Source organism: Burkholderia humptydooensis, from assembly GCF_001513745.1.
Classification (GTDB): domain Bacteria; phylum Pseudomonadota; class Gammaproteobacteria; order Burkholderiales; family Burkholderiaceae; genus Burkholderia; species Burkholderia humptydooensis.
Map to the genome: position 1 here is coordinate 43,744 of NZ_CP013382.1, position 26,043 is coordinate 69,786.

General features: G+C 66.3%; 22 protein-coding genes and 1 pseudogene. 14 read left to right on the top strand and 9 right to left on the bottom strand.

Features of this window, described 5'->3' with window-relative positions:
* Positions 1-2: 2 nt before the first annotated feature.
* Entirely contained in the window at positions 3-944 is a 942-nt protein-coding gene (locus tag AQ610_RS19695) for an SMP-30/gluconolactonase/LRE family protein (protein WP_009914079.1), read from the top strand.
* A 327-nt stretch (positions 945-1,271) separates the two neighbouring features.
* Here AQ610_RS19695 and AQ610_RS19700 read toward each other — a convergent pair whose 3' ends face one another.
* The gene (locus tag AQ610_RS19700) at positions 1,272-1,688 is read right to left on the bottom strand and encodes a DUF3005 domain-containing protein (RefSeq protein WP_006028397.1); all 417 of its coding nucleotides are present in this window, start codon (positions 1,686-1,688) and stop codon (positions 1,272-1,274) included.
* A gap of 267 nt (positions 1,689-1,955) precedes the next feature.
* On the opposite strand from AQ610_RS19700, the gene AQ610_RS19705 reads away from it, so the two are divergent.
* Together AQ610_RS19705 and epsC are read left to right on the top strand one after the other, a co-directional pair.
* Positions 1,956-2,192: an HlyU family transcriptional regulator gene (locus tag AQ610_RS19705; protein ID WP_009914080.1), complete on the top strand. Its 237-nt coding sequence runs from the start codon at positions 1,956-1,958 to the stop codon at positions 2,190-2,192.
* 112 nt (positions 2,193-2,304) lie between these two features.
* The gene (gene epsC / locus AQ610_RS19710; RefSeq protein WP_006028399.1) at positions 2,305-3,228 is read left to right on the top strand and encodes a serine O-acetyltransferase EpsC; all 924 of its coding nucleotides are present in this window, start codon (positions 2,305-2,307) and stop codon (positions 3,226-3,228) included.
* Between the two features lie 39 nt (positions 3,229-3,267).
* On the opposite strand, the gene AQ610_RS19715 is transcribed toward epsC, so the two are convergent.
* The 3 genes from AQ610_RS19715 to AQ610_RS19725 all read right to left on the bottom strand — a co-directional run bounded on the left by AQ610_RS19715 (position 3,268) and on the right by AQ610_RS19725 (position 5,811).
* Complete coding sequence (locus AQ610_RS19715; protein WP_006028400.1) at positions 3,268-4,071, bottom strand: SDR family oxidoreductase; 804 nt, start codon at positions 4,069-4,071, stop codon at positions 3,268-3,270.
* On the bottom strand, positions 4,072-4,743 hold the full coding sequence (gene folE / locus AQ610_RS19720; RefSeq protein WP_006028401.1) for a GTP cyclohydrolase I FolE: 672 nt from the start codon (positions 4,741-4,743) through the stop codon (positions 4,072-4,074).
* Between the two features lie 144 nt (positions 4,744-4,887).
* Positions 4,888-5,811, bottom strand: a complete 924-nt coding sequence (locus AQ610_RS19725) for a LysR family transcriptional regulator (protein WP_006028402.1) — start codon at positions 5,809-5,811, stop codon at positions 4,888-4,890.
* A 220-nt stretch (positions 5,812-6,031) separates the two neighbouring features.
* Between AQ610_RS19725 and pobA the strand changes: the two genes are divergently transcribed.
* The 7 genes from pobA (at position 6,032) to AQ610_RS19760 (ending at position 13,065) form a co-directional block, all read left to right on the top strand.
* On the top strand, positions 6,032-7,255 hold the full coding sequence (pobA, locus tag AQ610_RS19730; protein ID WP_006028403.1) for a 4-hydroxybenzoate 3-monooxygenase: 1,224 nt from the start codon (positions 6,032-6,034) through the stop codon (positions 7,253-7,255).
* A gap of 206 nt (positions 7,256-7,461) precedes the next feature.
* The gene (locus AQ610_RS19735) at positions 7,462-8,166 is read left to right on the top strand and encodes a 3-oxoacid CoA-transferase subunit A (RefSeq protein ID WP_006028404.1); all 705 of its coding nucleotides are present in this window, start codon (positions 7,462-7,464) and stop codon (positions 8,164-8,166) included.
* Positions 8,167-8,184: 18 nt separating this feature from the next.
* Entirely contained in the window at positions 8,185-8,841 is a 657-nt protein-coding gene (locus AQ610_RS19740) for a CoA transferase subunit B (RefSeq protein WP_009914082.1), read from the top strand.
* A gap of 139 nt (positions 8,842-8,980) precedes the next feature.
* Entirely contained in the window at positions 8,981-10,339 is a 1,359-nt protein-coding gene (locus tag AQ610_RS19745) for a 3-carboxy-cis,cis-muconate cycloisomerase (protein WP_006028406.1), read from the top strand.
* Positions 10,340-10,351: 12 nt separating this feature from the next.
* A complete protein-coding gene (gene pcaD, locus AQ610_RS19750) occupies positions 10,352-11,137 on the top strand; it encodes a 3-oxoadipate enol-lactonase (RefSeq protein WP_009914085.1) in 786 nt (261 codons plus the stop codon).
* A gap of 15 nt (positions 11,138-11,152) precedes the next feature.
* Positions 11,153-11,539: a 4-carboxymuconolactone decarboxylase gene (gene pcaC, locus AQ610_RS19755; protein ID WP_006028408.1), complete on the top strand. Its 387-nt coding sequence runs from the start codon at positions 11,153-11,155 to the stop codon at positions 11,537-11,539.
* Between the two features lie 170 nt (positions 11,540-11,709).
* The gene (locus tag AQ610_RS19760; protein ID WP_009914086.1) at positions 11,710-13,065 is read left to right on the top strand and encodes an MFS transporter; all 1,356 of its coding nucleotides are present in this window, start codon (positions 11,710-11,712) and stop codon (positions 13,063-13,065) included.
* 58 nt (positions 13,066-13,123) lie between these two features.
* Here the strand turns inward: AQ610_RS19760 and AQ610_RS19765 are convergent, their stop codons facing one another.
* From AQ610_RS19765 to AQ610_RS19790, 5 genes and pseudogenes are all read right to left on the bottom strand, one after another.
* Positions 13,124-13,372 carry a hypothetical protein gene (locus AQ610_RS19765; RefSeq protein ID WP_006028410.1) on the bottom strand — a complete coding sequence of 83 codons (249 nt, stop codon included), beginning with the start codon at positions 13,370-13,372 and terminating at the stop codon, positions 13,124-13,126.
* A gap of 100 nt (positions 13,373-13,472) precedes the next feature.
* Positions 13,473-14,090 (bottom strand): LysE family translocator, encoded by a 618-nt coding sequence (locus AQ610_RS19770; RefSeq protein ID WP_006028411.1) that lies wholly within the window; start codon positions 14,088-14,090, stop codon positions 13,473-13,475.
* Between the two features lie 188 nt (positions 14,091-14,278).
* The gene (locus AQ610_RS19775) at positions 14,279-15,352 is read right to left on the bottom strand and encodes a TIGR03118 family protein (protein ID WP_006028412.1); all 1,074 of its coding nucleotides are present in this window, start codon (positions 15,350-15,352) and stop codon (positions 14,279-14,281) included.
* A gap of 470 nt (positions 15,353-15,822) precedes the next feature.
* A pseudogene (locus AQ610_RS34215) lies at positions 15,823-16,580 on the bottom strand (IS5 family transposase).
* Between the two features lie 177 nt (positions 16,581-16,757).
* Positions 16,758-17,363 carry a TetR/AcrR family transcriptional regulator gene (locus tag AQ610_RS19790; protein ID WP_043283032.1) on the bottom strand — a complete coding sequence of 202 codons (606 nt, stop codon included), beginning with the start codon at positions 17,361-17,363 and terminating at the stop codon, positions 16,758-16,760.
* 112 nt (positions 17,364-17,475) lie between these two features.
* Between AQ610_RS19790 and AQ610_RS19795 the strand changes: the two genes are divergently transcribed.
* From AQ610_RS19795 to uvrA, 4 genes are read left to right on the top strand one after another with little or no spacing between them, the layout of a single operon-like run.
* On the top strand, positions 17,476-18,531 hold the full coding sequence (locus tag AQ610_RS19795) for a sugar phosphate isomerase/epimerase family protein (RefSeq protein ID WP_009914090.1): 1,056 nt from the start codon (positions 17,476-17,478) through the stop codon (positions 18,529-18,531).
* A 31-nt stretch (positions 18,532-18,562) separates the two neighbouring features.
* Entirely contained in the window at positions 18,563-19,447 is an 885-nt protein-coding gene (locus AQ610_RS19800; RefSeq protein WP_043282963.1) for an alpha/beta fold hydrolase, read from the top strand.
* A complete protein-coding gene (locus AQ610_RS37495) occupies positions 19,371-20,159 on the top strand; it encodes an alpha/beta hydrolase fold domain-containing protein (RefSeq protein WP_009914092.1) in 789 nt (262 codons plus the stop codon). The genes AQ610_RS19800 and AQ610_RS37495 overlap by 77 nt, the downstream gene beginning before the upstream one ends.
* Positions 20,141-26,041, top strand: coding sequence for an excinuclease ABC subunit UvrA (uvrA, locus tag AQ610_RS19805; protein ID WP_006028418.1), 5,901 nt, complete (start codon positions 20,141-20,143; stop codon positions 26,039-26,041). Before AQ610_RS37495 ends, uvrA begins: the two co-directional genes overlap by 19 nt.
* The last annotated feature ends 2 nt before the right edge of the window (positions 26,042-26,043 follow it).

The window sequence follows — 26,043 nt, forward strand, 5'->3', positions numbered from 1 at the left end:
CGATGAACGAGATCGGCTCGCGACGTTATCCCGACCCCGCGGTGCGCGTGCTCGATCCGCGCTTCGGCGCGCTGCGGCTGGCGTCGGCATCCGTCGAATGTCTGTTTCAAGGTGCGCGCTGGTCCGAAGGGCCGGTGTGGTTCGGCGACGGCCGCTATTTGCTGTGGAGCGACATTCCGAACAATCGGATGCTGCGTTGGGACGAGCAGAGCGGCACGGTCGGCGTGTTTCGCCAGCCGTCGAACAACGCGAACGGCAACACGCGCGATCGCACAGGGCGGCTCGTCACATGCGAGCACCTGACGCGCCGCGTCACGCGCACCGAATACGACGGATCGATCACCGTGCTCGCCGAGCGTTGCGCGGGCAAGCGCTTCAATTCGCCGAACGACGTGATCGTGAAGTCCGACGGCTCGATCTGGTTCAGCGATCCGGATTTCGGCATCCAGAGCTTTTACGAAGGCGAGAAGCAGGAGTCCGAAGTGCCGGAGCGCGTCTATCGGATCGACCCGCACACGGGCGCGGCCGAAGTCGCCGTCGACGGCGTGCTCGGGCCGAACGGTCTCGCGTTTTCGCCGGACGAATCGGTGCTCTATGTCGTCGAATCGAAGGGGCGGCCGCGCACGATCCGGGCGTACGACGTCGCGGCCGACGGCAAGACGCTACGCAACGAACGCGTGCTGATCGACGCGGGGCAGGGCACGCCGGACGGCTTTCGAATCGACGTGAACGGCAACCTCTGGTGCGGCTGGGGAATGGGCACCGACGAGCTCGACGGCGTGCGCGTATTCACGCCCGAAGGCGTTGCGATCGGGCACATCGCGCTGCCCGAGCGTTGCGCGAACGTCTGCTTCGGCGGGCGGCACAGGAACCGGCTGTTCATGGCGGCGAGTCATGGCTTGTATTCGCTGTACGTGAACGTGCAAGGGGTGTCGGGCGGGTGAGCGCGAGTGCGTATCGACGTCGACGGATATCGACGTTGGTACCGGTACCGATTTCGCATGCGGCGTGAGGACCGATGGCGTTGCATCGATGCCGCGGCGAGCCGCGCGACGATCGCGCGGCTTGCGTATTCAAACGCCCGAATCAAACGCTTGGCCGGGTCAGACACGTAGGCGCACGAACGTCTTGATGGGCGACTGCAAACGCGGCCGAGCTGCCGTGCGGAAACTGTGCGGCGATAACGATCGCTCGCGGCACGAACCGCCGCCGCGTCGGTACGCGCGTGCCGACGACGTCAAGCCGCCATCACATCGGCATCGACATCGGCTTCAACGCGAAACCGGCGCGAGCTCGACGATGCGCCCCGGCCGGCGCGGCGGATGATAAGACGACGGGAACTCGTCGTCCGCGCGCGCATCGCGTGACGCGGCGGCGTCGAACCCTTTGTCGACGACCGTGTAGCCCGCCCGCAGCGCGAACTGCGGACGATTGCCGCCGGGCCGGCTGTCGAAACCGGCGAAGCCGTCGGGCGTCTCGGGCATCGCATTGTCGAGCGACGCGTTGCTCGTCGTGATCTGGTCAGGAGAAATCGGCCCGCCGCTCGCGATGCGGGCGGCTTCGCGGTTCTTGCCATCGGTGTCGACGGTGCTGTCGTGCGTCGCGTCGTTGTACAGCTCGGCGCTGCGCGGATGCGCGCGGCCGCCATCGGCGGGCGTCTTGCGTTCGAACGGATTCATCGCTGTCATCCCGGCGGCGCGACGCCCGGACCTTCGAAGAGCCGTTCCGGGCAACACGGAAAAGGATGCGCGTGCGAGCGCCGCTGCCGCACCGCGCGTCGCGCTTTCCAAATAATTATTTCAGCTAGAAGACGCGTTTCCTACAGAGTATGATTCTTTTCCGACAAGCGGTGCGCGACATTCGGCGCACCCGCTTCCACCCGCATCGGGCGCCGCGGCATCCTTAACGGACGGGTAGCGAAGAAGAAGGTAAAGGGACTTAAGGTGGGCGGACTTATGCACTCTACGACTACTGCATTCACGCATCGTGGGTATCTGTTGAACTGCGCGCCGGCGCGCGCGAGCGACGGCTCCTTCCAGCCCTACGTCGTCATCTCGCGATCGAGCGACGGCGAACTGGTTGCGAATCGCTTCTTTCCCTCCGATCTGCATTTCAACGACGAAGACGCGGCGATCGCGCATGCGCGCGATTGGGCCGTCCGATGGATCGACGCGAGCAGTCTCACCATTTAGGACGGCGCGGCGACGCGCACTCCGCTGACACGGCAAAAACGCGGTAATCTTGCGGAACCCGTCACTTTTATCAGGCGGCCGTATGCGCAAGCGCGGCCGTGCGTTTTTGCCTATGTCGAAATCCGCCCGAAACTGGGGCCTCGAACAGATCGTCGCCGACCTGCGTGAATCGCGCGAGAAGCTGCACCGCACGCGCCATCCGCGAGGCATTCGCGAGTTGCCGTCGCGCGATGCGATCTGCACGATCGTGTCGGGCTTGCGCGCGTCGATGTTCCCGACGCATTACGGCGCGCCCGATCTGACCGACGAGACCGTCGACTACTACGTCGGCCATACGCTCGAAAGCACGCTGCGCCTGCTCGCCGAGCAGATTCGCCGCGCGCTGCGGTTCCTGCCCGAGCACGCGGAGACGCCGCTTGCCGTGCTCGACGAACGCGCGTTCGAGATCGCGCGCGAGTTCGGCACGCAGTTGCCCCGCATCCGCGCGCTCCTCGTCAGCGACATCCAGGCCGCATACACCGGCGATCCGGCCGCGCAGCACATCACCGAAATCCTGCTCTGCTATCCGGGCGTGCTCGCGATGATGCACCACCGGCTTGCCCATGCGCTGTATCGGCTCGGCGTGCCGCTGCTCGCGCGCTTCATCAACGAGATCGCGCATTCGGCGACGGGCATCGACATCCATCCGGGCGCGCAAATCGGCTCGAGCTTCTTCATCGACCACGGCACGGGCGTCGTGATTGGCGAGACCGCGATCATCGGCGAGCGCGTGCGCGTCTATCAGGCGGTCACGCTCGGCGCGAAGAGCTTTCCCGCCGACGGCGACGGGATGCTCGTCAAGGGCAACGCGCGGCATCCGGTCGTCGAGGACGATGTGGTCATCTATGCGGGCGCGACGATCCTCGGCCGCGTGACGATCGGCAAGGGCTCGGTGATCGGCGGCAACGTGTGGCTCACGCACAGCGTGCCGCCCGGCAGCAGCGTCGCGCAGGGGAAGATTCGCGAGAGCGACAAGGATCAGGCCGAGAAGGACTGAGCGGGCGGCGCGGTTGCCGCTTGCCGCCGTCGCACCGAATCAATGCTTGCCGGCCGGCGACCGGTGCTTGTACAGCACGTCCTGATCGACGCGGATCAGATTCTGTCCCGCGTCGACGACGAAATCGGCGCCGTTGTACGCAGGCCCCGTCAACAGCAGGATCGCGTCCGCGACGTCGTTCGGTCCGGCGATCCGCGCAAGCGGCGTCGATGCGCGGCTCGCGTGCTCGAAATCGGCGGGCGTCTGATCGTCGCTCGGCAGCATCAATCCAGGAAACACCGCGTTCACGCGCAGCACCGGGCTCGCCGACAGCGCGAGCATCTGCGTGAGATTGCCGAGCGCCGCTTTCGCGACCGTGTAGCTGAAGTGGTCGCGATGGAAGTTTTCCTTGATCTTCTGATCGACGACGTTGATCACGACGCCCTGCGCGAGCGCCGCCTTCGCACGCTCGTAGTACGCGCGCGTCAGCAGGACCGGTGCGCGGCAGTTGATCGCCCACGCGTTGTCGAATGCGGCGAGATCGAAGCTCGGCAGATGGTCCTGCCAGAACACGGACGCGTTGTTCACGAGCACGTCGAGACGGCCGAAGCGCGCGTAGACCGCATCGACGAGCTGCGTGATCGCCTCCGCGTGCGCGAGGTCCGCCTGCAGCGCGACGGCTTCGCCGCCCGACGATTCGATCTCGCGCACGACCGCCTGCGCGGCGTCGGCCGAGCGGTCGTAGTGCACCGCTACGCGATAGCCGCGCGCGGCGAAGCGCAACGCGAACGCCCGGCCCGCGCGCCGCGCGGCGCCCGTCACGAGCACGACGGGCGGGGTGGCTGATTTCATGCTCGGCTGCATTTACGTATTCGTCAGGTTGACCGAGGAAGGGTTCGCGACGATCGACAGGAATTCGCGGCGCGTCGTCGGATCGGAGCGGAACGTGCCGAGCATCCGCGACGTCACCATCTCGACGCCGGGCTTGTGGATGCCGCGCGTCGAGATGCACTGGTGCGCGGCCTCGAGAATCACGCCGACGCCTTTCGGCTGCAGCACGTCGAACAGCGTGTCGGCGATCTGCACCGTCATCTTTTCCTGGATCTGCAGGCGCTTCGCGAACGCATCGACGAGACGCGCGAGCTTCGAGATGCCGACGACGCGATGATTCGGCAGATACGCGACGTGCGCGCGGCCGATGATCGGCACCATATGATGCTCGCAATAGCTTTCGAAGCGGATATCCTTCAGCACGATCATCTCGTCGTAGCCGTCGACTTCGCTGAACGTGCGCGCAAGAATGTCGCGCGGCTCGAGCGCGTAGCCGACGAAGAATTCTTCGTATGCGCGGACGACGCGCGCCGGCGTGTCGACGAGACCTTCGCGTTCCGGATCGTCGCCCGCCCAGCGCAGCAGCACGCGAACGGCCGCTTCGGCTTCGTCGCGGCTCGGCCGGTTCGCCGGCGCGCTCGTGCGGGCCGCCTCACGGGCGGCCCGCTTGCCTGCCGCCTTGCTCGCGGTCTTTCCTTTAGCCATATGCTCTGAACTCCATGAAGACCGCTGATGCTGCGGCCGGTCGATCATTGTTTCATGCTTTCGCTGCGAGCGTGCGCTGCGGTTCGCGTTTGCAAACGACGGGCGAGCGTGGCCGCACGCGCCGCTTGCGGTTGCCGCTCGCCGTCACTTCGGCCATTCGTCGAGCGCATCGTTGAACAGCCCGGCGACGACGCCGCGCAGCCACGCGATGCTCGGATCGTTGTGGAACTTGCGATGCCAATGCTGCTTCAGGTCGAAGCGCGGCAACGGCAGCGGCGGCTCGACGAGCGTGATCGATGCGTGCTCGGTTGCATACGCATAGCCGATCGCGTGCGGGACGGTCGCGATCAGATCGGTGCGGCTCAGGATGAACGGCAGGCTCATGAAATGCGGCGTCTCGAGCACCGCCCGGCGCGCGAGCCGCCGCTTCGCCAGATACTGCTCGAGCACTTCCTGGCTGCGGCCTTCCGCGCGCACGACCGCGTGGCCGCACGCGAGGAACCGCTCGAGTGTGAGCGGCCGCTCGGCGAGCGGGTGGCCGCGCCGCAGCAGGCAGATGAAGCGGTGCGTGAAGAGCCGCTGCTGAAAGAAGTTCGTGCCGCCGAGATCCGGAAAGTAGCCGACCGCGAGATCGATGCCGCCGTCCTCGAGCGCGTGCGCGACTTGCGCGTGCGACAGCGACGCCGAGCGCAGGTTCGCATGCGGCGCGCGTTCCGCGAACGCCTGCAGCAGCCTCGGCAGGAACACGATCTCGCCGACGTCGGACAATGCGATCGAGAACGTGCGCGCGCTCTTCGCCGGATCGAAGTCGTGCGGCGCGCCGAGGCCGCGCTCGATGCTCGCGAGCGCGTCGCGCGCGGCCGGAATCAGTGCGAGCGCGCGAGGCGTCGGCTCCATGCCGCGCGAGGTTCGCACGAACAGCGGATCGCCGAAGTGCTCGCGCAGCCGCCCGAGCGCGGCGCTCACGCGCGGCTGGCTCACGCCTAGCAACTCGCCCGCGCGGCTCACGTTGCGCGTCTCGTTGAGCGCGACCAGATAAGGAATCAGGTTCAGATCGAGATCAGGCATCGCATCACTACTATTGAATATCCATATAGAACTTATCTCCTAAATTGCATTGCTGAATAGTCGGGATAGCGCTGACAATCTGTTCGCTATTCGAATCAATGTTCATATTGCATGCGACCGGAGTGCGAAGCGCGGGGCCGGAGTCAGTGCGGACAGAAGCACCGACTCCGGCCGACATAAGCGCCAAAGCGCCAACGCCGATCGACACAGGAGACGAACAATGCGCACGCAAGTCACGATCATCGGCGCCGGCCCGTCCGGCCTGCTGCTTTCCCATCTGCTCCGTCTGCAAGGCATCGACGCCGTCGTGCTCGAAGCGCGCTCGCGCGAATACTGCGAGAACCGGATTCGCGCCGGCGTGCTCGAGCAGGGCACCGTCGACACGCTGAACGAAGCGGGCCTGGGCGCGCGGATGCGGCGCGAGGGGCTCGTTCATCGCGGCATCGAACTGCTGTTCGACGGCCGCCGCCACCGGATCGACTTCGGTGTGTTGACGCCCGGCAGAGCGATCACCGTGTACAGCCAGCACGAAGTCGTGCGCGACCTGATCGCGGCCGCGCTCGAAAACGGCCAGCCGATCCATTTCGACGTGCGCGACGTCGCGCTGCACGGCGTCGCAACCGATCGGCCTTCGGTGACGTTCACGCACGCGGACGGCCGCACCGACCGGATCGATTGCGACTACATCGCCGGTTGCGACGGCTTTCACGGCGTCGCGCGCCAGACGATCCCGGCCGAACGGCTGCGCACGTTCGAGCGCGTGTATCCGTACGCGTGGCTCGGCATCCTTGCCGATGCGGCGCCGTCGCTCGACGAACTCGTCTATGCGCACCACGCGCGCGGCTTCGCGCTGTTCTCGATGCGCTCGCCGACCGTCACCCGACTGTACCTGCAATGCCGGCCCGACGAGAACCTGGCCGAATGGCCGGATGCGCGGATCTGGGAAGAGCTGCGCACGCGTTTCGAAAACGAAGGCGGCTGGACGCCGAACGAAGGCCGCATCACGCAGAAGAGCGTGACGCCGATGCGCAGCTTCGTGTCGGAGACGATGCAGTACGGCCGGCTGTTTCTCGCGGGCGATGCCGCGCACATCGTGCCGCCGACGGGCGCGAAGGGGATGAATCTCGCGGTCGCCGACGTTCGGGCGCTCGCGCGCGCGCTGGGCGCGCGCTACCGCGACGGGCGCGACGATCTTCTCGATGCCTACTCGTCAACCTGTCTGGAACGGATATGGCGCGCCGAGCATTTTTCGTATTGGATGACGAATATGCTGCATCCGTCGGTCGACGATTCGCCGTTCATCAATCGGCTGAAGCGCGCCGAGCTCAAGTACGTGACGCGTTCGCGCGCGGCCGCGCAGTCTCTCGCGGAGAACTACGTCGGCTTGCCGTTCGACGATGCGGCGGGCATCGCGTCATCGTTCGACGAGGTCGCCGCAGCGTGAGCGCGTCGCGCCGCAACCGCGGACACGGGGCCGGCTGGCGTTGCCTTGACAATCGTGCGCACGCGCCTCTATGATCGGCAAATCGTTCGCTAATCGAATCAGAGTTCGTAATTAGAACAAATCGGGTCGTCTGGCGAAGCGCGCAGCTTCTCGCGCGAACGCGTGCCGCGACGGGCGCGTGCGCGCGGATTCGCATAGGAAGAGACATGGTCAACAAGATTTTCGATTCCCTCCAGTCGGCGGTGGCCGATGTCCACGACGGCGCGACGATCATGATCGGCGGCTTCGGCACGGCCGGGATGCCCGCCGAACTGATCGACGCGCTGATCGCGCAGGGCGCGCGCGACCTGACGATCGTCAACAACAACGCCGGCAACGGCGAGACGGGCCTCGCCGCGCTGCTGAAGGCGAAGCGCGTGCGCAGGATCATCTGCTCGTTCCCCCGCCAGGCCGATTCGCAGGTGTTCGACGCGCTGTATCGCGCGGGCGAGCTCGAGCTCGAGCTGGTGCCGCAAGGCAATCTCGCCGAGCGGATTCGCGCGGCGGGCGCCGGCATCGGCGGCTTCTTCTCGCCGACGGGCTACGGCACGAAGCTCGCTGAAGGCAAGGAAACGCGCGTGATCGACGGCAAGCACTACGTGTTCGAGACGCCGATCCACGCGGATTTCGCGCTCGTGAAGGCGCACCAGGGCGACCGCTGGGGCAACCTCGTCTATCGAAAGACCGCGCGCAACTTCGGGCCGGTGATGGCGATGGCCGCGAAGACGTCGATCGTGCAGGTGTCGGAAGTCGTGCCGCTCGGCGCGCTGAATCCCGAGCACATCGTGACGCCCGGCATCTTCGTGCAGCGCATCGTCGAAGTGCCGCAGGCCGCGCATGCGGCCGAGCTGGCCGCCGAGCGCGCCGCCTGAATCCCCGAGGAGAACACGATGAAACGACTGACCCGCGACGACATGGCGAAGCGCGTCGCGCAAGACATTCCCGAAGGCGCATACGTGAACCTCGGCATCGGCGTGCCGACGCTCGTCGCGAACCATCTCGATCCGAGCAAGGAAATCTTCCTGCACAGCGAGAACGGCCTGCTCGGCATGGGCCCCGCCCCCGCGCCGGGTGAAGAGGACGACGAGCTGATCAACGCCGGCAAGCAGCACGTGACGCTGCTCACGGGCGGCGCGTACTTCCATCACGCGGATTCGTTCGCGATGATGCGCGGCGGCCATCTCGACTATTGCGTGCTCGGCGCATTCCAGGTGTCCGCGCAAGGCGACCTCGCGAACTGGCACACGGGCGCGCCCGACGCGATTCCCGCGGTGGGCGGCGCGATGGATCTCGCGATCGGCGCGAAGCAGGTGTTCGTGATGATGGAGCACCTGACGAAGCAGGGCGAGAGCAAGATCGTCGCCGAATGCTCGTACCCGGTGACGGGCGTGCGCTGCGTCGACCGCATCTACACCGATCTCGCGGTGCTCGACGTGACGCGCGACGGCCTCGCCGTGCGCGAGATTTTCGCCGACCTCTCGTTCGACTCGCTGCAGAAGCTCACGGGCGTGCCGCTCGTCGACGCGACGCAGAAGGCTGCGGCGTGATGCGGCGCGGCGCCGCTCGCTTCGCTCGGCGGCCCGGCGCGATTGGCGCGGATTGGCCGCGATTGGCTGAACGGCCGATCGCGCAACGTCCGGCGCTTCGGTGGACAATAAGCGCAATTCGTTTTTTTCGATCGACTCCATGCTCGAAGACAGTGCCCGCCTGACCGCTCTCGTTTGCGGAAGCGAACCGCTCAACCGGATCTGGTCGCCGCATGCGACGTTGCAACGGATGCTCGACGTCGAAGCGGCGCTCGCGCGCGCGCTCGCCGCGAACGGCGTGATTCCGGCGAGCGCGGTGCAGCCGATCGAGGCCGCATGCACGGCCGGCGCACTCGATGCGCAAGCGCTGATGCGCGAAGCGGCGCTCGGCGGCAACCTCGCGATTCCGCTCGTCAGGCAACTGACCGCGCACGTGAAGGCGCGCGACGTCGAAGCGGCGAAGTACGTGCACTGGGGCGCGACGAGCCAGGACATCATCGATACGGCGACCGTGCTGCAACTTCGCGACACGTTCGACTGGCTCGATCCGCTGCTGCGCGACTCGTGCGCGACGCTTGCGGCGCTCGCGGCCGCGCACCGCGCGACGCCGATGATCGGCCGCACGTGGTTGCAGCAGGCGCTGCCGATCACGCTCGGATTGAAGTTCGCGCAATGGCTCGACGCGCTGCTCCGTCATCGCGAGCGTGTCGCAGCATTGCGCGAGCGCGCGCTCGCGTTGCAGTTCGGCGGCGCGGCGGGCACGCTCGCGAGCCTGCGCGACGCGGCGTCCGCGGTGGCGCGCGCGCTCGCGGACGATCTGCAGCTCGCGCTGCCGGCCGTGCCGTGGCACACGCAGCGCGACCGGATCGCCGAGACCGCCGCTTGCTTCGGGATGCTGATCGGCACGCTCGGCAAGATCGCGCGAGACATTTCGCTGTCGATGCAGACGGAGATCGGCGAACTCGCGGAGCCTGCCGCGGCGGGCAAGGGCGGCTCGTCGACGATGCCGCACAAGCGCAATCCGGTCGGCTGCGCGGCCGTGCTGAGCGCGGCCGTGCGCGCGCCGGGGCTCGTGTCGACCGTGCTCGCCGGCATGGTTCAGGAGCACGAGCGCGCGCTCGGCGGCTGGCAAGCCGAGTGGGATGCGCTGCCCGAACTCGCGCGACTCGCGGGCGGCGCGCTCGCGCAGATCGCGCAGATCGTCGATGGCCTCACTGTCGACGTCGCGCGTTTGGCCGAAAATCTCGACGCGACGCATGGCCTCGTGCTCGGCGAGGCGGTGATGCTCGCGCTCGGCGAGAAGATCGGCCGGCTCGACGCGCATCATCTCGTCGAGCGCGCATCGAAGGAAGCCGTGCGCAGCGGCCGCTCACTGCACGACGTGCTGGCCGCGGACCCTGACGTCGCCGCGCACCTCGCGCCGGATGCGCTGCGGCAGTTGCTCGACCCCGCTCATTACGTCGGCGAGGCGCACGCCTATGTCGACGCCGTGCTCGCGCTCCACGCGAGCCGCCATTAAGGAGGGATTCCCATGCCTTTCGCTTCAGTCGATGGAGTGCGACTGCATTACCGGATCGATCGCGCGGCGCGCGCCGACGCGCCGTGGCTCGTGTTCTCGAACTCGCTCGGCGCGGACCTGTCGATGTGGGCACCGCAGATCGGCCCGCTGACCGCGCACTTCAATCTGCTGCGCTACGACACGCGCGGTCACGGCCATTCGGACGCGCCGGCGGGCTCGTACACGATCGCGCAACTGGCGGGCGACGTGATCGGCCTCCTCGATCACGTCGGAATCGCACGCGCGCATTTCTGCGGTATCTCGATGGGCGGCCTGACGGGCGCGGCGCTCGCCGCGCGCCATGCGGGGCGCATCGATCGCGTGGTGCTGTCGAACACGTCGGCCAGAATCGGCTCGCCGGAAATATGGGGGCCGCGCGCGCAGAAGGCGCGCACCGAAGGGATGGCGGCGCTCGCCGACGCGGTGCTGCCGCGCTGGTTCACGGCCGCATTCTTCGAGCATGAGCCGCGCCTCATCGACGTGATCCGCGATACGTTCAATCACACGGACAAGGACGGCTACGCGGCGAACTGCGACGCGCTGAATGCCGCCGATCTGCGCGATGAAGTAAAGGGCATCGCGGTGCCGACGCTCGTCGTGACGGGCGCGCACGACCTTTCGACGCCGCCGGACCAGGGGCGCGCGCTCGCCGCGTCGGTCGCGGGCGCGAAGCATGTCGAATTCGACTGCGCGCACATCTCGAACATCGAATGTGCGGGCGGCTTCAATCGCACGCTGATCGATTTCCTGACGGCCTGACGCGAGCGCATCGAGATGAACGACGATCAACGTTACGAAGCGGGCATGAACGTGCGCCGCGCGGTGCTCGGCGATGCGCACGTCGACCGCTCGCTCGCGAACCGCACCGAGCTGACCGACGAATTCCAGAATCTGATCACGCGCTATGCGTGGGGCGAGATCTGGACGCGCGACGGCCTGCCGCGCCACACGCGCAGCCTGCTGACGATCGCGATGATGGTCGCGCTCAACCGCGGCGAGGAACTTGCGCTGCATCTGCGGGCAGCGAAGAACAACGGCGTGACGCGCGACGAGATCAAGGAAGTGCTGCTGCAGACCGCGATCTACTGCGGCGTGCCCGCGGCGAATTCGGCATTCCACCTCGCGCAGCGCATCTTCGGCGAAGAAGACAGCGCAGCCTGACCTCGCTCGATACGAACGACCCGAGAAGCACGAGAAGCACGCAACACGAAGCGACACACCGCACGGACGGCGCGCCGAACAACGGCCGCCGCCCGTGCGTGACGACACGCGCCGGCATCGTATCGGCGCAGGACGCGAACGCGTCGACGATAACCCCAACGGAGACAGCAATGACCGACCTCGCGCGCCAGCTCGATGTGCAGCAGTTCATCGACGAACGGCGCTTTTCGCCTTATCAGTGGCTGATTTTGATCCTGTGTTTTCTGATCGTCGCGGCGGACGGCTTCGATACCGCTGCGATCGGCTTCGTTGCGCCTGCGCTCGGCCAGGAATGGCACGCGACGAAAGCCGCGCTCGGGCCGGTGATGAGCGCGGCGCTCGTCGGCCTCGCGCTCGGCGCGCTGACGGCAGGCCCGCTCGCCGACAGGATCGGCCGCAAGCGCGTGCTGGTGGGCTCGGTCGTGCTGTTCGGACTCTTCAGCATCGGCTGCGCTTTCACGCAGTCGGTGACGGAACTCGCGGTGCTGCGGTTGTTGACGGGGCTCGGCCTTGGCGCCGCGATGCCGAACGCGACGACGCTGATGGCCGAGTACGCGCCGCACGCGAAACGCTCGTTCCTCGTCAACACGATGTTCTGCGGCTTCACGCTCGGCTCGTCGGCGGGCGGCCTTGTCGCCGCTGCGCTGATTCCCGATCACGGATGGCGCAGCGTCTTTATCGTCGGCGGCGTCGCGCCGCTCGTGCTCGGCGCATTGCTGGTCGCGCTACCCGAGTCGATCCGCTTCATGGTGCTGCGCGGCGCGCCGCACGAGCGGATCGCGGCGGTGCTGCGGAGGATCGCGCCCGATGCGACGTTTGACGGCGTGCGCTTCGTGCTGTCCGACGACCACGGCGAGCAGCGGCGCTCGGGTGCGGCCGTCGTGTTGTCGCCGCGCTATCGCGCCGGCACCGCGATGCTGTGGCTCACTTACTTCATGGGGCTGCTCGTCTACTACCTGATGACGAGCTGGCTGCCGACGCTGATTCGCGACACGGGCTTCACGGTGCGCGATGCGGCGCTCGTCACCGCGCTGTTCCCGCTCGGCGGCGGCATCGGCGCGATCGCGTGCGGCTGGCTGATGGACCGCTTCGAGCCGCATCGAGTGATTGCGGTCACGTATGCGCTGACGGCGTTGTTCGTGTGGATGATCGGATTGCAGGCCGGGCACCTCGCGCTGCTCGCGGCTGTCGTGTTCGTCGCGGGCGTTTGCATGAATGGTGCGCAATCGTCGCTGCCGGCGCTTGCGGCGGCGTTCTATCCGACGAGCGGGCGCGCGACGGGCGTCGCGTGGATGCTCGGCGTCGGGCGCTTTGGCGGAATTCTGGGAGCGTTTTCGGGAGGCTTGCTGCTGCAGGCGCAACTCGGATTCGACACGATTTTTTCGATGCTCGCGGTGCCGGCGCTGATTGCGGCGGGTGCGCTGATGGTCAAGCGCGCGGCTGTGCTGCGCGACGGGGAGCCGAGCGCGCCAACGCGAGCGGCATGATTGGCATGATGGGGGCGAGCCATTGCGACGATCGACGGGGCGACGCGTTCGCGCCCCGTCATTCCTCGGCGTCGTGGACCTTCGCGAAGTGGCGCAGATACGCGCGCAATGCGGCTTCTCGGCCGCGGTGATCGGCAGGCGTCGACGCGCCCATCTCCTCCTCGTCGCCGAACAGCGCGGACGGTGCGCCGTAAGTGCCCACTTCGGCACGCTCGCGCAGCACGCGAATCAGATGTGCGCGATGGCGGTACTCGGCAACCCAATGCAGGCCTTCGATCCGATCGCCTGCTTTCAGCAGTGGCTTCATCTGCGTTCTCCCGGCCGGGACGGGTCCGCGATGCGGCGAACCGATGTCCGGAAGGAAAGCGTACGCTTTACCGGATCGGATCACAACGGGGCGAAGCGTTTCAGTGGCCGGCGACCTTCGCGAACAGCGGATAAAGCGACAGAACGAGCAACGCGGCCATCGTGATATTGAACGCGCGCAGCCATCGCGGATTGGACAGAAAACCGCGCAGCCCCTGACCGAACGCCGCCCAGACACTGATGCACGGCAGGCCGACGAAGACGAACACAAGCGCCATCCAGACGGCGTTGCGGCCGTAGTCGGCGGAGAGCTGGATCGTCGTTGCGGCGGTCAGCACCATCATCCACGCTTTCGGATTGACCCATTGGAATGCGATCGCTTCGACGAACGTCATCGGACGCGATTTGCCGTTGTGAGCGCGCACTTCGCCCGACGTGCCGATGCGCCACGCGAGATACAGCAGATAAACGACGCTTGCGGTTTCGAGCAGCGTGTAAAGAATCGGGATCCGCTTGAACGCTTCGCCGAGGCCGAAGCCGACCGACAGCATCAGGATCGCGACGCCCGAACTGATGCCGAACATGTGCGGCAGCGTGCGACGAAAGCCGAAGTTGACGCCGGACGCGAGCAGCATCGTGTTGTTCGGGCCGGGCGTGATCGAGGTGACGAGCGCGAACAGCATGCCGGCGGGCAGCGCGCTGACGGTGAAATAGTCCATGGTGATGCTCTCTTCGTCTGCGGAATCAATGCAAGGATGACGAAGCAAGTGTAGTGGACCGAATCGGTACAGTACCGATACAGTTTGTGGGATGGTTGCCGGTACGGGATAGGGCGGCGGCGGACGGTTTGGCGGGTTCTTGTCGAGCGTCGGTATTACGTCACACCATGCCGTCCCGGCGATTGCGATCACGGTTCCACGTCGATGCGGCCATAAAGGCCGTCGGCTTCGTCATTGGGTCCGGCGGCGAAGAACAGTGTATCGGTGGGTTGGCTGTTGAGCCCGTTGCCGAATGCGATGCCCCACAGCCCCGGCTCGACGATCGCACTGCCATCGGCGTGCTGCAGGGTCCCAAGTAACATTCCAGAAGCCGCCTCGAACGCGTGGATCATGCCGTCGCCGAAGTTGCCGACCAGAATGGCATTGCCGAAGCGACCAAAATTCGCAGGCGCCCGCGCCATGCCCCACGGCGCGTTCAGCGGCCCGCCGGTGGTGAAGCGCTGAATGAATTGGCCCGACGGGCTGAACACGTCGATCAAGCCGAAGCCTGCGCCAGCAACGTCATCATGCGCTGCCGCGTCCTGCTTCGCGTAAGCGACGAAAAGTTTCGAGCCGATCGCCTGGATTCCGAACGGCGCGAATCCTGCTGGCAACGAGGGGTCTTGAAACGCGCCGGCCGGCGTGACCTTCGTGAAGGTCCGATCGAATACGTCGATCCGGTTATTGTGGAAATCCGTCGCGTACAGGAAATTCGCCCCATTATTGCTGGCCATCGCCAGCCCCTTGTAGACGGCGGCGCCACGGCTGTCGAACACCGTGACCGCCGATGTCGGATTGACTGCGGGCGACCATGCGGCTATGGTCCCGCCCTCTCCCACGAAAATGAAGGCTGCGGGTCCCGACTTGGCGCCCTGGGTCACCATGAAGTCGGTCGTGCCATTGAACACAATGCCGGTCGGATCGGGGTCGCCGCTGGCGCCGGGGGGAATGGCCACAACGAGAGACTGCGGCACGCCGTTGCCATCATAGAGGGTCGCATGCTGCGAGCCGTTATCCGCAACCCATACAAAGCCCTTGGGATTGAAGGCAATGCCCCAAGGATTCTTCAGGTTGACATCCACGTGAGCAGCCGGAAGCGCACCGTCGGAGACCAGGGCGCTGACCTGGTATTGCCTGGCGTGTGTGGAACCGCCGCACGCCACGACGCTCGCCAGCACGATAGCCGCCAATGCAGCGCCGAGCGCCGCATGAACCTGTTTCATGATTGCGCTCCGAACGCGGAAGAGCCGTTAGTAAACGGACAGGCCATCGTGTTTATTCCGACCGCCCCAGATCGCTCACCGTGCGACGCGGGAATCGGAAGGCAGGGAATAGGCTCTCTTGCGCGCGGTATCGGGTATGGGTACTTTGGGTGCCAACTGCGGTTGCAGTGTGGCCGATCCAGGAATCGGCTTGCAGCAAAGCTCGGCAGCTTTGGCTGCTTTCAACGATCTTCAGATCGAAATGGTGCTGATCGGCACGAACTTACCGAGCATAACTATCAATTTAGGTCGCAGCCGCGACGGTTACGCACGCGCCCGTCGGCGGCGCCGGATCGCTTGTGACGGCTTGGCGAGTGAATGCCTGGGATAGGGGGAAAGCTTGGCAATCCTTGCTGATTCGTCCGTTTGCCGCATGGGCAGAAGACTTGTGACGTCAACCGGATGGATGGCCGAATTGAGCTAGGTCCTGTTCACATTCTCACCAGCGGCCCAAAGGCGCAGGCAAGCACCGCGAAGGCGAGATAGTTGCCGGTGAGCTTGTCGTAACGAGTGGAGACGCGACGAAAATGTTTGATTCGATTGAAGAAGCGTTCGACGATGTTCCGAGTTCGATACAGCGCGCGGCTGTACCGACGCTTGGTCTTTCGGTTCGAGCGCGGCGGGATAACGGCCTTCGCACGCGTAGCGCGGATGGTGTTCACGAAATCATCCGAGTCGTAGCCTTTGTCAGCAATCACGGCCCCCGTGCGCAGATGCTCGACCAATTCGTGCGCACACGAAATGTCCGAGACCTGTCCTTCAGTGACGATCATCCGCAGAGCTCGTCCGGCTTCGTCGACGGCCAGATGCAGCTTGGTCGTCAGTCCTCCACGCGAGCGGCCGAGTGCTTGCGGGCCGCTTTTTTTCGAGCGCCGGCCGAATGCTGGTGCGCACGCACGATGGTTGAGTCGATCAGCACACGTTTGATTTCCGTCTCGTCCGATACGGCGTGCGCCACGCGTTCCCACACGCCTTTGCGACGCCACCGGGAGAAGCGCATGTACACCGTATGCCATCGGCCGAACTCCTTCGGCAAATCGCGCCACGGGCAACCGGTTCGGCCGATCCAGAGTACCGCTTCGACAAACCAACGATTGTCGCTCGCCGTGCGCCCTGGATCGCCTTCCTTGCCCGGCAAGACGGATTCGATTCGTACCCATACCTCATCGCTCAATAACGTTCGAAGCATCTTGACCCGCTCGTGCAAAAGACAAGATGTAAACACATTTCATCGAATGTAAACAGACCCTAGAGCGCTGGCATTTCCGATATCGTTTGCCGACACGCGATGCCGATGCGACCCATGTGGGAACCGTTCATTGAATGTCCTGCCCGGCGTTTCATTGCGGCCGTTCGGCATGATAGGTCACGCCATGTCACGCAAAGCCATCGCGAGCGGCATCATGGCCGGACCGATGGACGCCAGCAGGCGCTCCTTCGATACCCCATCGCGGGACTGAACGGAGATGCCATGCAACTGGGTCGCATAGAAATCGGCCAACGCCTTGATGTCGGTTCCCGGCGCGAGCTGCCCTTGTTCGGTTGCGAGCCGCAGGCGCTCGGCGATCGATTGCGTGCGTGCACGCCGATGTGCCGCCAGCCATTCCACGACACCTTCGTTTTCGGCCGCGCAGTTGGTGGCGGCGGATACCACCATGCAGCCGTGGGGATGGCCGCGCTTGGTATAGGTGGCTATGGCGTCGCGCAGCATCCGTTCGATGGCCGCGCGGACATCGGTTTCCTCGCTGAGGGCGCGGTCGGCGAAACCGCCGTCGCCTTGCTCGTAGAGCGTCACGGCTTCGTGGAACAGCGCCTCCTTGCTGCCAAAGGCGGCATAGATGCGTGCTGACGCGATGCCCATGACTTCGACCAGGTCAGACATCGACGTGCCTTCATAGCCGCGTCGCCAGAACGCGAGCATGGCCCGTTTCAGGGCCATGTCGCGATCAAATTCTCTCGGTCGTCCCGCCATCGCCTCTCTCATCCGTCGATACATCGTTGCGTCGATTTTATCGCGCGTTGTGTTGACATGCGATGTTCCCTCATTCTATTCTTTGTCAATCAACAAACAATTGGAGCTTCGCATGCGTACCCTCAAGGGCCCCAGCCTTCATCTCGCGCAGTTCGCCGACGATGCCACCCCGTTCGACAGCTTGCCGAACATCGCGCAATGGGCCGCCGGCGTTGGCTTCAAGGCGTTGCAGATTCCCGCCTGGGACGGGCGTCTGTTCGACGTGGAGACCGCTGCGGACAGTCAGGATTATTGCGACGAAGTGAAGGGCTCCCTGGCCGAGCATGGCCTGGAGATCAGCGAGTTGACCACGCACATCTTCGGGCAACTGGTTGCGGTGCATCCGGCGTACGACGCGATGTGCGACAACTTCGCCCCCGAGGCCGTGCGCGGCAATCCGATCGCGCGCACGGCATGGGCCCTGGACCGACTCAAGCTGGCGGCACGGGCCTCACGCCGCCTGGGGCTGACCGACATGGGCACCTTCTCGGGCTCGTTTGCGTGGCCCTACCTGTTTCCCTTTCCCCAGCGGCCCGCGGGCCTGATCGAGACGGCCTTCGACGAGCTGGCGCGGCGCTGGCGGCCGATTCTCGATGTCTGCGATGAAAACGGCGTCAACCTCTGTTACGAGATCCACCCGAGCGAGGACCTGCATGACGGCATCACCTTCGAACGCTTCCATGCGCTGGTCGGCCAGCACGCGCGCTGCAAGATCCTGTTCGATCCCAGTCATTTCGTGTTGCAGCAGTTGGACTATCTGGCCTACATCGACATCTACCGCGAGCACATCCGCATGTTCCATGTGAAGGATGCCGAATTTCTTCCCTCGGGCCGGCAAGGCATCTACGGCGGCTACAGTTCATGGCTGGAGCGTGCCGGCCGTTTCCGCTCGCTCGGCGACGGTCAGGTCGACTTCAAGGCGATCTTCTCCAAGTTCGCGCAATACGACTACACGGGCTGGGCCACCCTGGAGTGGGAATGCTGTCTCAAGGACCAGGAGGACGGCGCGCGCGAAGGCGTCGCGTTCATCAATGACCACATCATCCGCGTGACGGAGCGCATCTTCGACGACTTCGCCGGCGCCGCGGTCAATCCACGACAAATCCACGCCATGCTCGGCATGGCGTGAGCCGCTTCCCGCATTGCTACGGAAAATCGATATGTCCGCTCAACTTCCGCCGCCATCGGCCAACTCCCAAGGCTTCACCCACCAATATGTGCGCATCGATGGTCAGCGCGTGCATTGTGTGATCGCCGGCGCCGGTACCCCTGTCCTGCTGATTCCAGGGTGGCCGCAGACCTGGTACGCGTGGCGCCATGTCATGCAGGCGCTCGCAGCGCATGGCTTCATGGCTGTTGCTGTCGATCCGCCAGGCACCGGCTATTCCGACCGGCCGCATGTCGGCTATGACACCGGACACACGGCCGCCACCTTGCATCGCGTGATGACGCTGCTCGGCTTCGACGTCTACCAGGTGGCGGGTCACGACGTCGGCATGTGGGTGGCCTATGCGTTGGCCAGCGATCGACCCGAGGCGGTGACGGCGCTCGCGCTCACCGAGGCGGTGATTCCCGGGCTGGCCCCCGCGCCGCCGATCTTCGTCCCGCCGGAAGAAAACATCTTCCTCTGGCATTTCATGTTCAATCAGCTCGCCGACTTGCCCGAGACGCTGATTGCCGGGCGTGAACGCGCCTATCTGGAGTTCATGTTCAACCGCTGGTCGTTCCGGCGCGATTGTGTGGCTGTCGATGTTTATGTCGACGCCTATGCGGCTCCGGGTGGTTTGCGCGGCGGTTTTTCCTATTACCGCGCCATTCCGGAGACGGTCCGCCAGAATCGGGAGCGTGCGAAGCGCAAGCTGACGATGCCGGTGCTCGCCATCGGCGCCGAACATGCCACCTGCGACGCGCCGCTGGTCACCATGCGCGATAACGCCGCGGATTTGCAGGGCGCGGTCGTACCCGATTGTGGTCACTTCATCATGGAAGAGGCGCCCGACGCCTTTATCGGGCATCTGTTGCCCTTCCTGGAACGGCGCCGCTGAACATGCGCCGATCGACGCCAACATTGCCACGCTGCTGGGGCTCGACCCTGCGCGCATCGACGTCGGCGGCGACAGCGCGGGAGGGAACCTCGCGGCGGCGGCCTGCCTGGTCGCCCGGGAGCAGGGCGGTCCGCCGATCGCGCATCAGTTGTTGCTGTACCCGCTGCTGGATGCGTCGATGAACACGGAGTCCTATCGGACTTATGGGCAAGGCTACTACCTCGCGCAGGAGGTCATGCGGTATTGCTTCGATATGTACCTGGCCGATCAGGCCGAGGGCGGCTCGCCTTGCGTGTCGCCGCTACGGGCGGCTTCGCGCGAGGGGTTGCCGCCAGTCACGTTGCCGGCGTGCGAATACGATCCGGTGCGCGACGAAGCGCCAAGCGTATGCGCAGCGATTGCGGCAAGCCGGCGTGCCGGTCGATCTCGCCGTGCTGCCCGGGATGGTCCATGCCTGCATTCATATGTGCGTCGTGCGCCCGTTGCCGCCAGGCGCCGCCCCAAGGCGGCCGCCCGTTCCGCACGGCATCGGTCTGAGATAGTCATGGAAAGCTGTATAAATATCCAGTATAGTACTCGTCGAAATCGAGCCGCACCGGTGCCCGCGCAGCAATGCGTGCGCCGGGCCTGCGAGCCTCCCGCAGCCTTTCGGCGCCGCGAACTCTGGCTAACTCATTCAGACGGGCAGACAAATTGTCATCCAGCAATCTGATCCGCATTCGCGGAGCACGTCAGCACAATCTCAAGCATATCGATCTCGATCTGCGCACCGGCGAAATGACGGTCGTCACCGGCCCGTCGGGCTCCGGCAAGTCGAGTCTCGTGTTCGACACCCTGTACGCGGAGGGCCAGCGGCGCTACGTCGAGACGTTCAGCGCGTATGCGCGGCAGTTTCTCGACCGGATGGACCGGCCGCAGGTGGACCGCGTCGAAGGCGTGCCGCCCGCGATCGCGATCGACCAGACCAATCCGGTCCGCAGTTCGCGCTCGACCGTCGGCACGATGACCGAGCTCAACGATCACCTGAAGCTCCTGTACGCGCGCGCGGCGGAACTGTTCGACCGCAAGACCGCGCGGCCGGTGCGGCACGACACGCCTGAGACGATCTATGCGGACCTCTTCGCGCGCACGGCGGATCACGATCCGCGGCTCGTGGTCACGTTCGCCGTCGAGTTGCCGGAAACCGCGAGCGACGAGGAAGTCGAGCAGTGGCTGTCGGCGAGCGGCTATACGCGGGTGCAGGCGCGGCGCGAAATCGCGTCGCCCACCGGGCCGCGCAAGGTGCTCGACGTGGTGGCCGACCGCTTCCGTCTGCGTCAGGTCGACAAGGCGCGCGCGATCGAGGCGATCGAAGCGTCGTTGAAGCGCGGCGGCGGGCGGGTGAGCGTCTACGTGCTCGCGCAGGTGCCGGAGAACGCGAACGACACGGCCGCACAGTCTCAGGTATGGCGATACTCCACCGGGCTCCATGACCCCGACAGCGATCTGCGCTACGCGGATCCGCAGGCGGCGCTGTTCTCCTTCAACTCGGCGTACGGCGCGTGCGAAACCTGCCGCGGCTTTGGCCGCGTGATCGGCGTCGATCTCGGCCTCGTGATTCCCGACGCGCGCAAGACGCTGCGCGGCGGCGCGATCAAGCCGATGCAGACGCCCGCCTGGAAGGAATGCCAGGACGACCTGATGCGCCATGCGGCGAAGGCGGGCATTCGGCGCGATACGCCGTGGGCCGAGCTGTCGGACGAAGAGCGGGACTGGGTCGTCAACGGCTCGCCGGACTGGAACGGCAAGTGGCAGAGCCAGTGGTACGGCGTGAAGCGCTTCTTCGGCTACCTCGAATCGAAAGCGTACAAGATGCATATCCGCGTGCTGCTGTCGAAATACCGCAGCTACACGCCTTGCGAGGTGTGCGGCGGCGCGCGCCTGAAGACGGAAGCGCTGCTGTGGCGGCTCGGCACGAAGGCGAACGCCGACGCGGTGCTCGCGAGCGCCGATCGCTTCATGCCGCGCGGCGTCGACTGGACCCGCGCGCAGCTCGAAGCGCTGCCGGGCCTGACGGTGCACGACCTGATGCTGCTGCCGATCGAGCGCATTCGCCGCTTCTTCGACGACATCAGCCTGCCGAGCGCGCTGCTCGACGATGCGCTGAAGCTGCTGCTCGCCGAGGTGCGCACGCGGCTGAAGTATCTGTGCGACGTGGGGCTCGGCTATCTGACGCTCGACCGGCAGAGCCGCACGCTGTCGGGCGGCGAGGTGCAGCGGATCAACCTGACGACGGCGCTCGGCACGTCGCTCACGAAGACGCTCTTCGTGCTCGACGAGCCGAGCATCGGGCTGCATCCGCGCGACCTGAACCGGATCGTCGAGGCGATGCAGCGCCTGCGCGACGCGGGCAATACGCTCGTCGTCGTCGAACACGATCCGTCGGTGATGCTCGCGGCCGACCGGCTGATCGACATGGGCCCCGGCCCGGGTGAGCGCGGCGGCACGATCGTCTACGACGGCACGCCCGGCGACATCCGCTCGGCCCAGACGCTGACGGGCGAGTATCTCGGCGGCCGCAAGCACGTCGCGCACGCGTCGCACTGGTCGCGCCGGCCCGTGGACGCGCACACGCCGCGCATCGTGCTCGAGGGCGCGAGCGAGCATAATCTGCGCGACGTGACGGTCGAGATTCCGTTGCGGCGGCTCGTTTGCGTGACCGGCGTGTCGGGTTCCGGCAAATCTACGCTGTTGCAGGACGTGCTCTATCCGGCGATGGCGCGGCACTTCGGCAAGGCCACCGAGTCGCCGGGCGCGTACCGCCGCCTCGCGGGCGCGGAGCAGGTGAGCGATGTCGTGTTCGTCGACCAGTCGCCGATCGGCAAGACCACGCGCTCGAATCCGGCGAGCTATGTCGGCGCGTTCGACGAGATCCGCAAGCTGTTCGCGAAGGCGCCGCTCGCGCTGCAACGCGGCTACGGCGCGGGCACGTTCAGCTTCAACTCGGGCGACGGCCGCTGCCCGACGTGCGGCGGCTCCGGCTTCGAGCACATCGAGATGCAGTTCCTGAGCGACGTCTACCTGCGCTGCCCGGACTGCGACGGCCGGCGCTACCGAGCCGAGATTCTCGAAGTTCGGATCGAGCGCGGCGGCCGCGCGCTCAGCGTTGCCGACGTGCTCGATCTGACCGTCAGCGAGGCCGCGGCGTGCTTCGCCGCCGACGCCGAGGTGTTGCGCGTGCTGCAGCCGATCGTCGACGTCGGGCTCGAATACGTGAAGCTCGGCCAGCCGGTGCCGACGCTGTCGGGTGGCGAAGCGCAGCGCCTGAAACTGGCGGGCTTTCTCGCCGAATCCGCGAAAACCGGCGGCGTGCGCCGGACCGACGCGAGACAGGCGCGCACCGCGCGTCTTTTCATGTTCGACGAGCCGACCACGGGGCTGCACTTCGACGACATCGCGAAGCTGATGCAGGCGTTCGGCAAGCTGCTCGCGGCAGGCCATTCGCTGATCGTGATCGAGCACAATCTCGACGTGATCCGCGCGGCCGACTGGCTGATCGACCTCGGCCCTGAAGGCGGCGACGGCGGCGGCCTCGTGCTGTGCGCGGGCACGCCCGACGAAGTGAAAGCCTGCGCCGGCTCGCATACCGGCGCGGCGCTGTTGCACTACGACCGCGCAATGGGCGCCGAAGCCGAGTCCGCCGACCAGGGCATACCGTTGCAGACTGCGCTGAACGCGGCGCGTGCGCGGCGCTCGGTCGAAGGCGAGGACGTCGTGCGGATCGTCAACGCGCGCGAGCACAACCTGAAGGCGCTCGACGTCGACATTCCGCACGGCAAGTTCAACGTGGTGACTGGCGTGTCCGGCTCCGGCAAGTCGACGCTCGCATTCGACATCCTCTTTCACGAAGGCCAGCGCCGCTACCTCGAATCGCTGAACGCGTACGCGCGCTCGATCGTGCAGCCGGCGGGGCGACCGGAAGTCGATGCGGTGTACGGCATTCCGCCGACGGTGGCGATCGAGCAGCGGCTGTCGCGCGGCGGCCGCAAGAGCACGGTCGCGACGACGTCCGAAGTGTGGCACTTCCTGCGGCTGCTGTACGTGAAGCTCGGCCTTCAGCATTGCATCCATGACGGCACGCCGGTGACGTCGCAAACCGTCGAATCGATCGCCGCGCAATTGCTGCGCGATCACCGCGGCGAGCACGTCGGGCTGCTCGCGCCGCTCGTCGTCAACCGCAAGGGCGTGTACACGGATCTCGCGAAGTGGGCGAAGGCGCGCGGCAACACGCATCTGCGCGTCGACGGCGAATTCGTGACGGTGGTCCCGTGGCCGAAGCTCGACCGCTTCCGCGAGCATACGATCGAGCTGCCGGTGGCCGACCTCGTCGTGTCGCCGGACAACGAGGCCGAGCTGAGACAGCGTCTGAACGAGGCGCTCGAGCTCGGCAAGGGCGTGATGCATCTGCTCGCGCCGCTCGACGGCCTGCATCACGCGATGGCCAACCGTCTTTCCACCGCTCGCGTCGGCGCGGTCAAGGTGCTGTCGGTGAAGCGCGCGTGCCCGGTGTGCGGCACGAGCTACCCGGAGCTGGACCCGCGGATGTTCTCGTACAACAGCAAGCATGGCTGGTGCACGGCCTGCGTGGGCACCGGCCTCGCGCTCACGCGCGAGCAGCGCGCGGCGTACGACGACACGGTGCTTGCCGAAGACGGCCGCGGCCGCGAGCAGACGCTGCCCTCCGACGAGCAGGAACCGGAGGGCGTCGGCGACGCGCCGTGCCCGGATTGCGGCGGCACGCGTCTGAATCCGTCCGCGCGCGGGGTGACCTTCGACGGCCATTCGATCGTCGACGTCGCGCAATGGACCGTATCGGATACGCGCCGCTGGATCGACGGCCTGCGGCTCGCGGGGCGGGACGCGCAGATCGCGCGCGACATCGTCGGCGAAATCGGCAGCCGCCTCGCGTTTCTCGAGGAAGTCGGGCTCGGCTACCTGAGCCTCGATCGCGCGGCGCCGAGCCTGTCGGGCGGCGAAGCGCAACGCATCCGGCTTGCGGCGCAACTGGGCAGCAACCTGCAGGGTGTCTGCTACGTGCTCGACGAGCCGACGATCGGCCTGCATCCGCGCGATAACCAGATCCTGCTGAACGCGCTGCGCAAGCTCGGCGACAAGGGCAATACGCTCGTCGTCGTCGAGCACGACGAAGACACGATTCGCCGCGCCGATCACATCATCGACATCGGCCCGGGCGCCGGCAAGCGCGGCGGCACGCTGGTCGCGCAGGGCGGGGTGGCGGATCTGTCCGCGCAGTCCGAGTCGGTGACGGGGCGCCTGCTCGCCCAACCGATGACGCATCCGCTGCAGACGCGCCGCGGCGTGAATCCGCCTGGCAAGAAGAACGGGCCGGCGGTGCCGCAGACCTGGCTGACGGTGCACGGCGCAAGGCTGCATAACCTGCGCGACGTCACGGTCGGCATTCCGCTCGCGCGGCTCGTCGCGGTGACGGGCGTGAGCGGCTCGGGCAAATCGACGCTCGCGCGCGATGTGCTGATGACCAACCTGCTCGACGCGGTGGGCCGCTCGGTGCTGTCGTCGCCCGCGACGCGGCGCGCGCGCAAGGCCGCGCAGCAGGAAGCGCCGCAGGCGGGGAATCGCCGCACGAGCGTGCTGGCGCGCAGCGCGCCACGGCCGTCGCTGAACGTCACGCATGCGTGGCAGGGCTGCGAATCGATCAGCGGCTGGGAGCATATCGACCGCGTGCTCGAAGTCGATCAGACGCCGATCGGCAAGACGCCGCGCTCATGCCCGGCGACCTACATCGGCGTGTGGGACACGATCCGCAAGCTGTTCGCGGACACGCTGGAGGCCCGTGCGCGCGGCTACACGGCGTCGCGTTTCTCGTTCAACACCGGCGAAGGGCGTTGCCCTGCGTGCGAAGGGCAAGGCGTGCGCACGATCGGCATGAGCTTCCTGCCCGACGTGAAGGTGCCGTGCGACGTGTGCCACGGGCAACGCTTCAACCCGGAGACGCTCGCGGTGACGTGGCGCGGCCGGAACATCGGCGACGTGCTGACGATGGAGATCGACGAAGCGGTGGAGTTCTTCGCGCCGATCTCGAACATCGCGCACCCGCTGCAACTGATGAAGGACGTCGGCCTCGGCTATCTGACGCTCGGCCAGCCGTCGCCGACCTTGTCCGGCGGCGAGGCGCAGCGCATCAAGCTCGTCACCGAGCTCAGCAAGGTGCGCGACGACATCACGCGGCGCGGCCAGAAAGCGCCGCACACGCTATACGTGCTCGACGAACCGACCGTGGGCCTGCACATGGCGGATGTCGCGAAGCTGATCCGCGTGCTGCACCGGCTCGTGGACGCGGGGCACAGTGTCGTCGTGATCGAGCACGACCTCGACGTGATCGCTGAAGCGGACTGGATCATCGACCTCGGCCCGGAGGGCGGCGCGGGCGGCGGCGCGATCGTGGCGGCCGCGCATCCGGAAGGGCTCGCGCAGGTGAGCGCGAGCCATACGGGGCGCGCGCTCGAACCGGTGCTGGCGCGAACGGGCGCGGACCGGGGCGAGCCTGTGCGAAGCGGTGAGGCGGGAGTCGGTTGAGC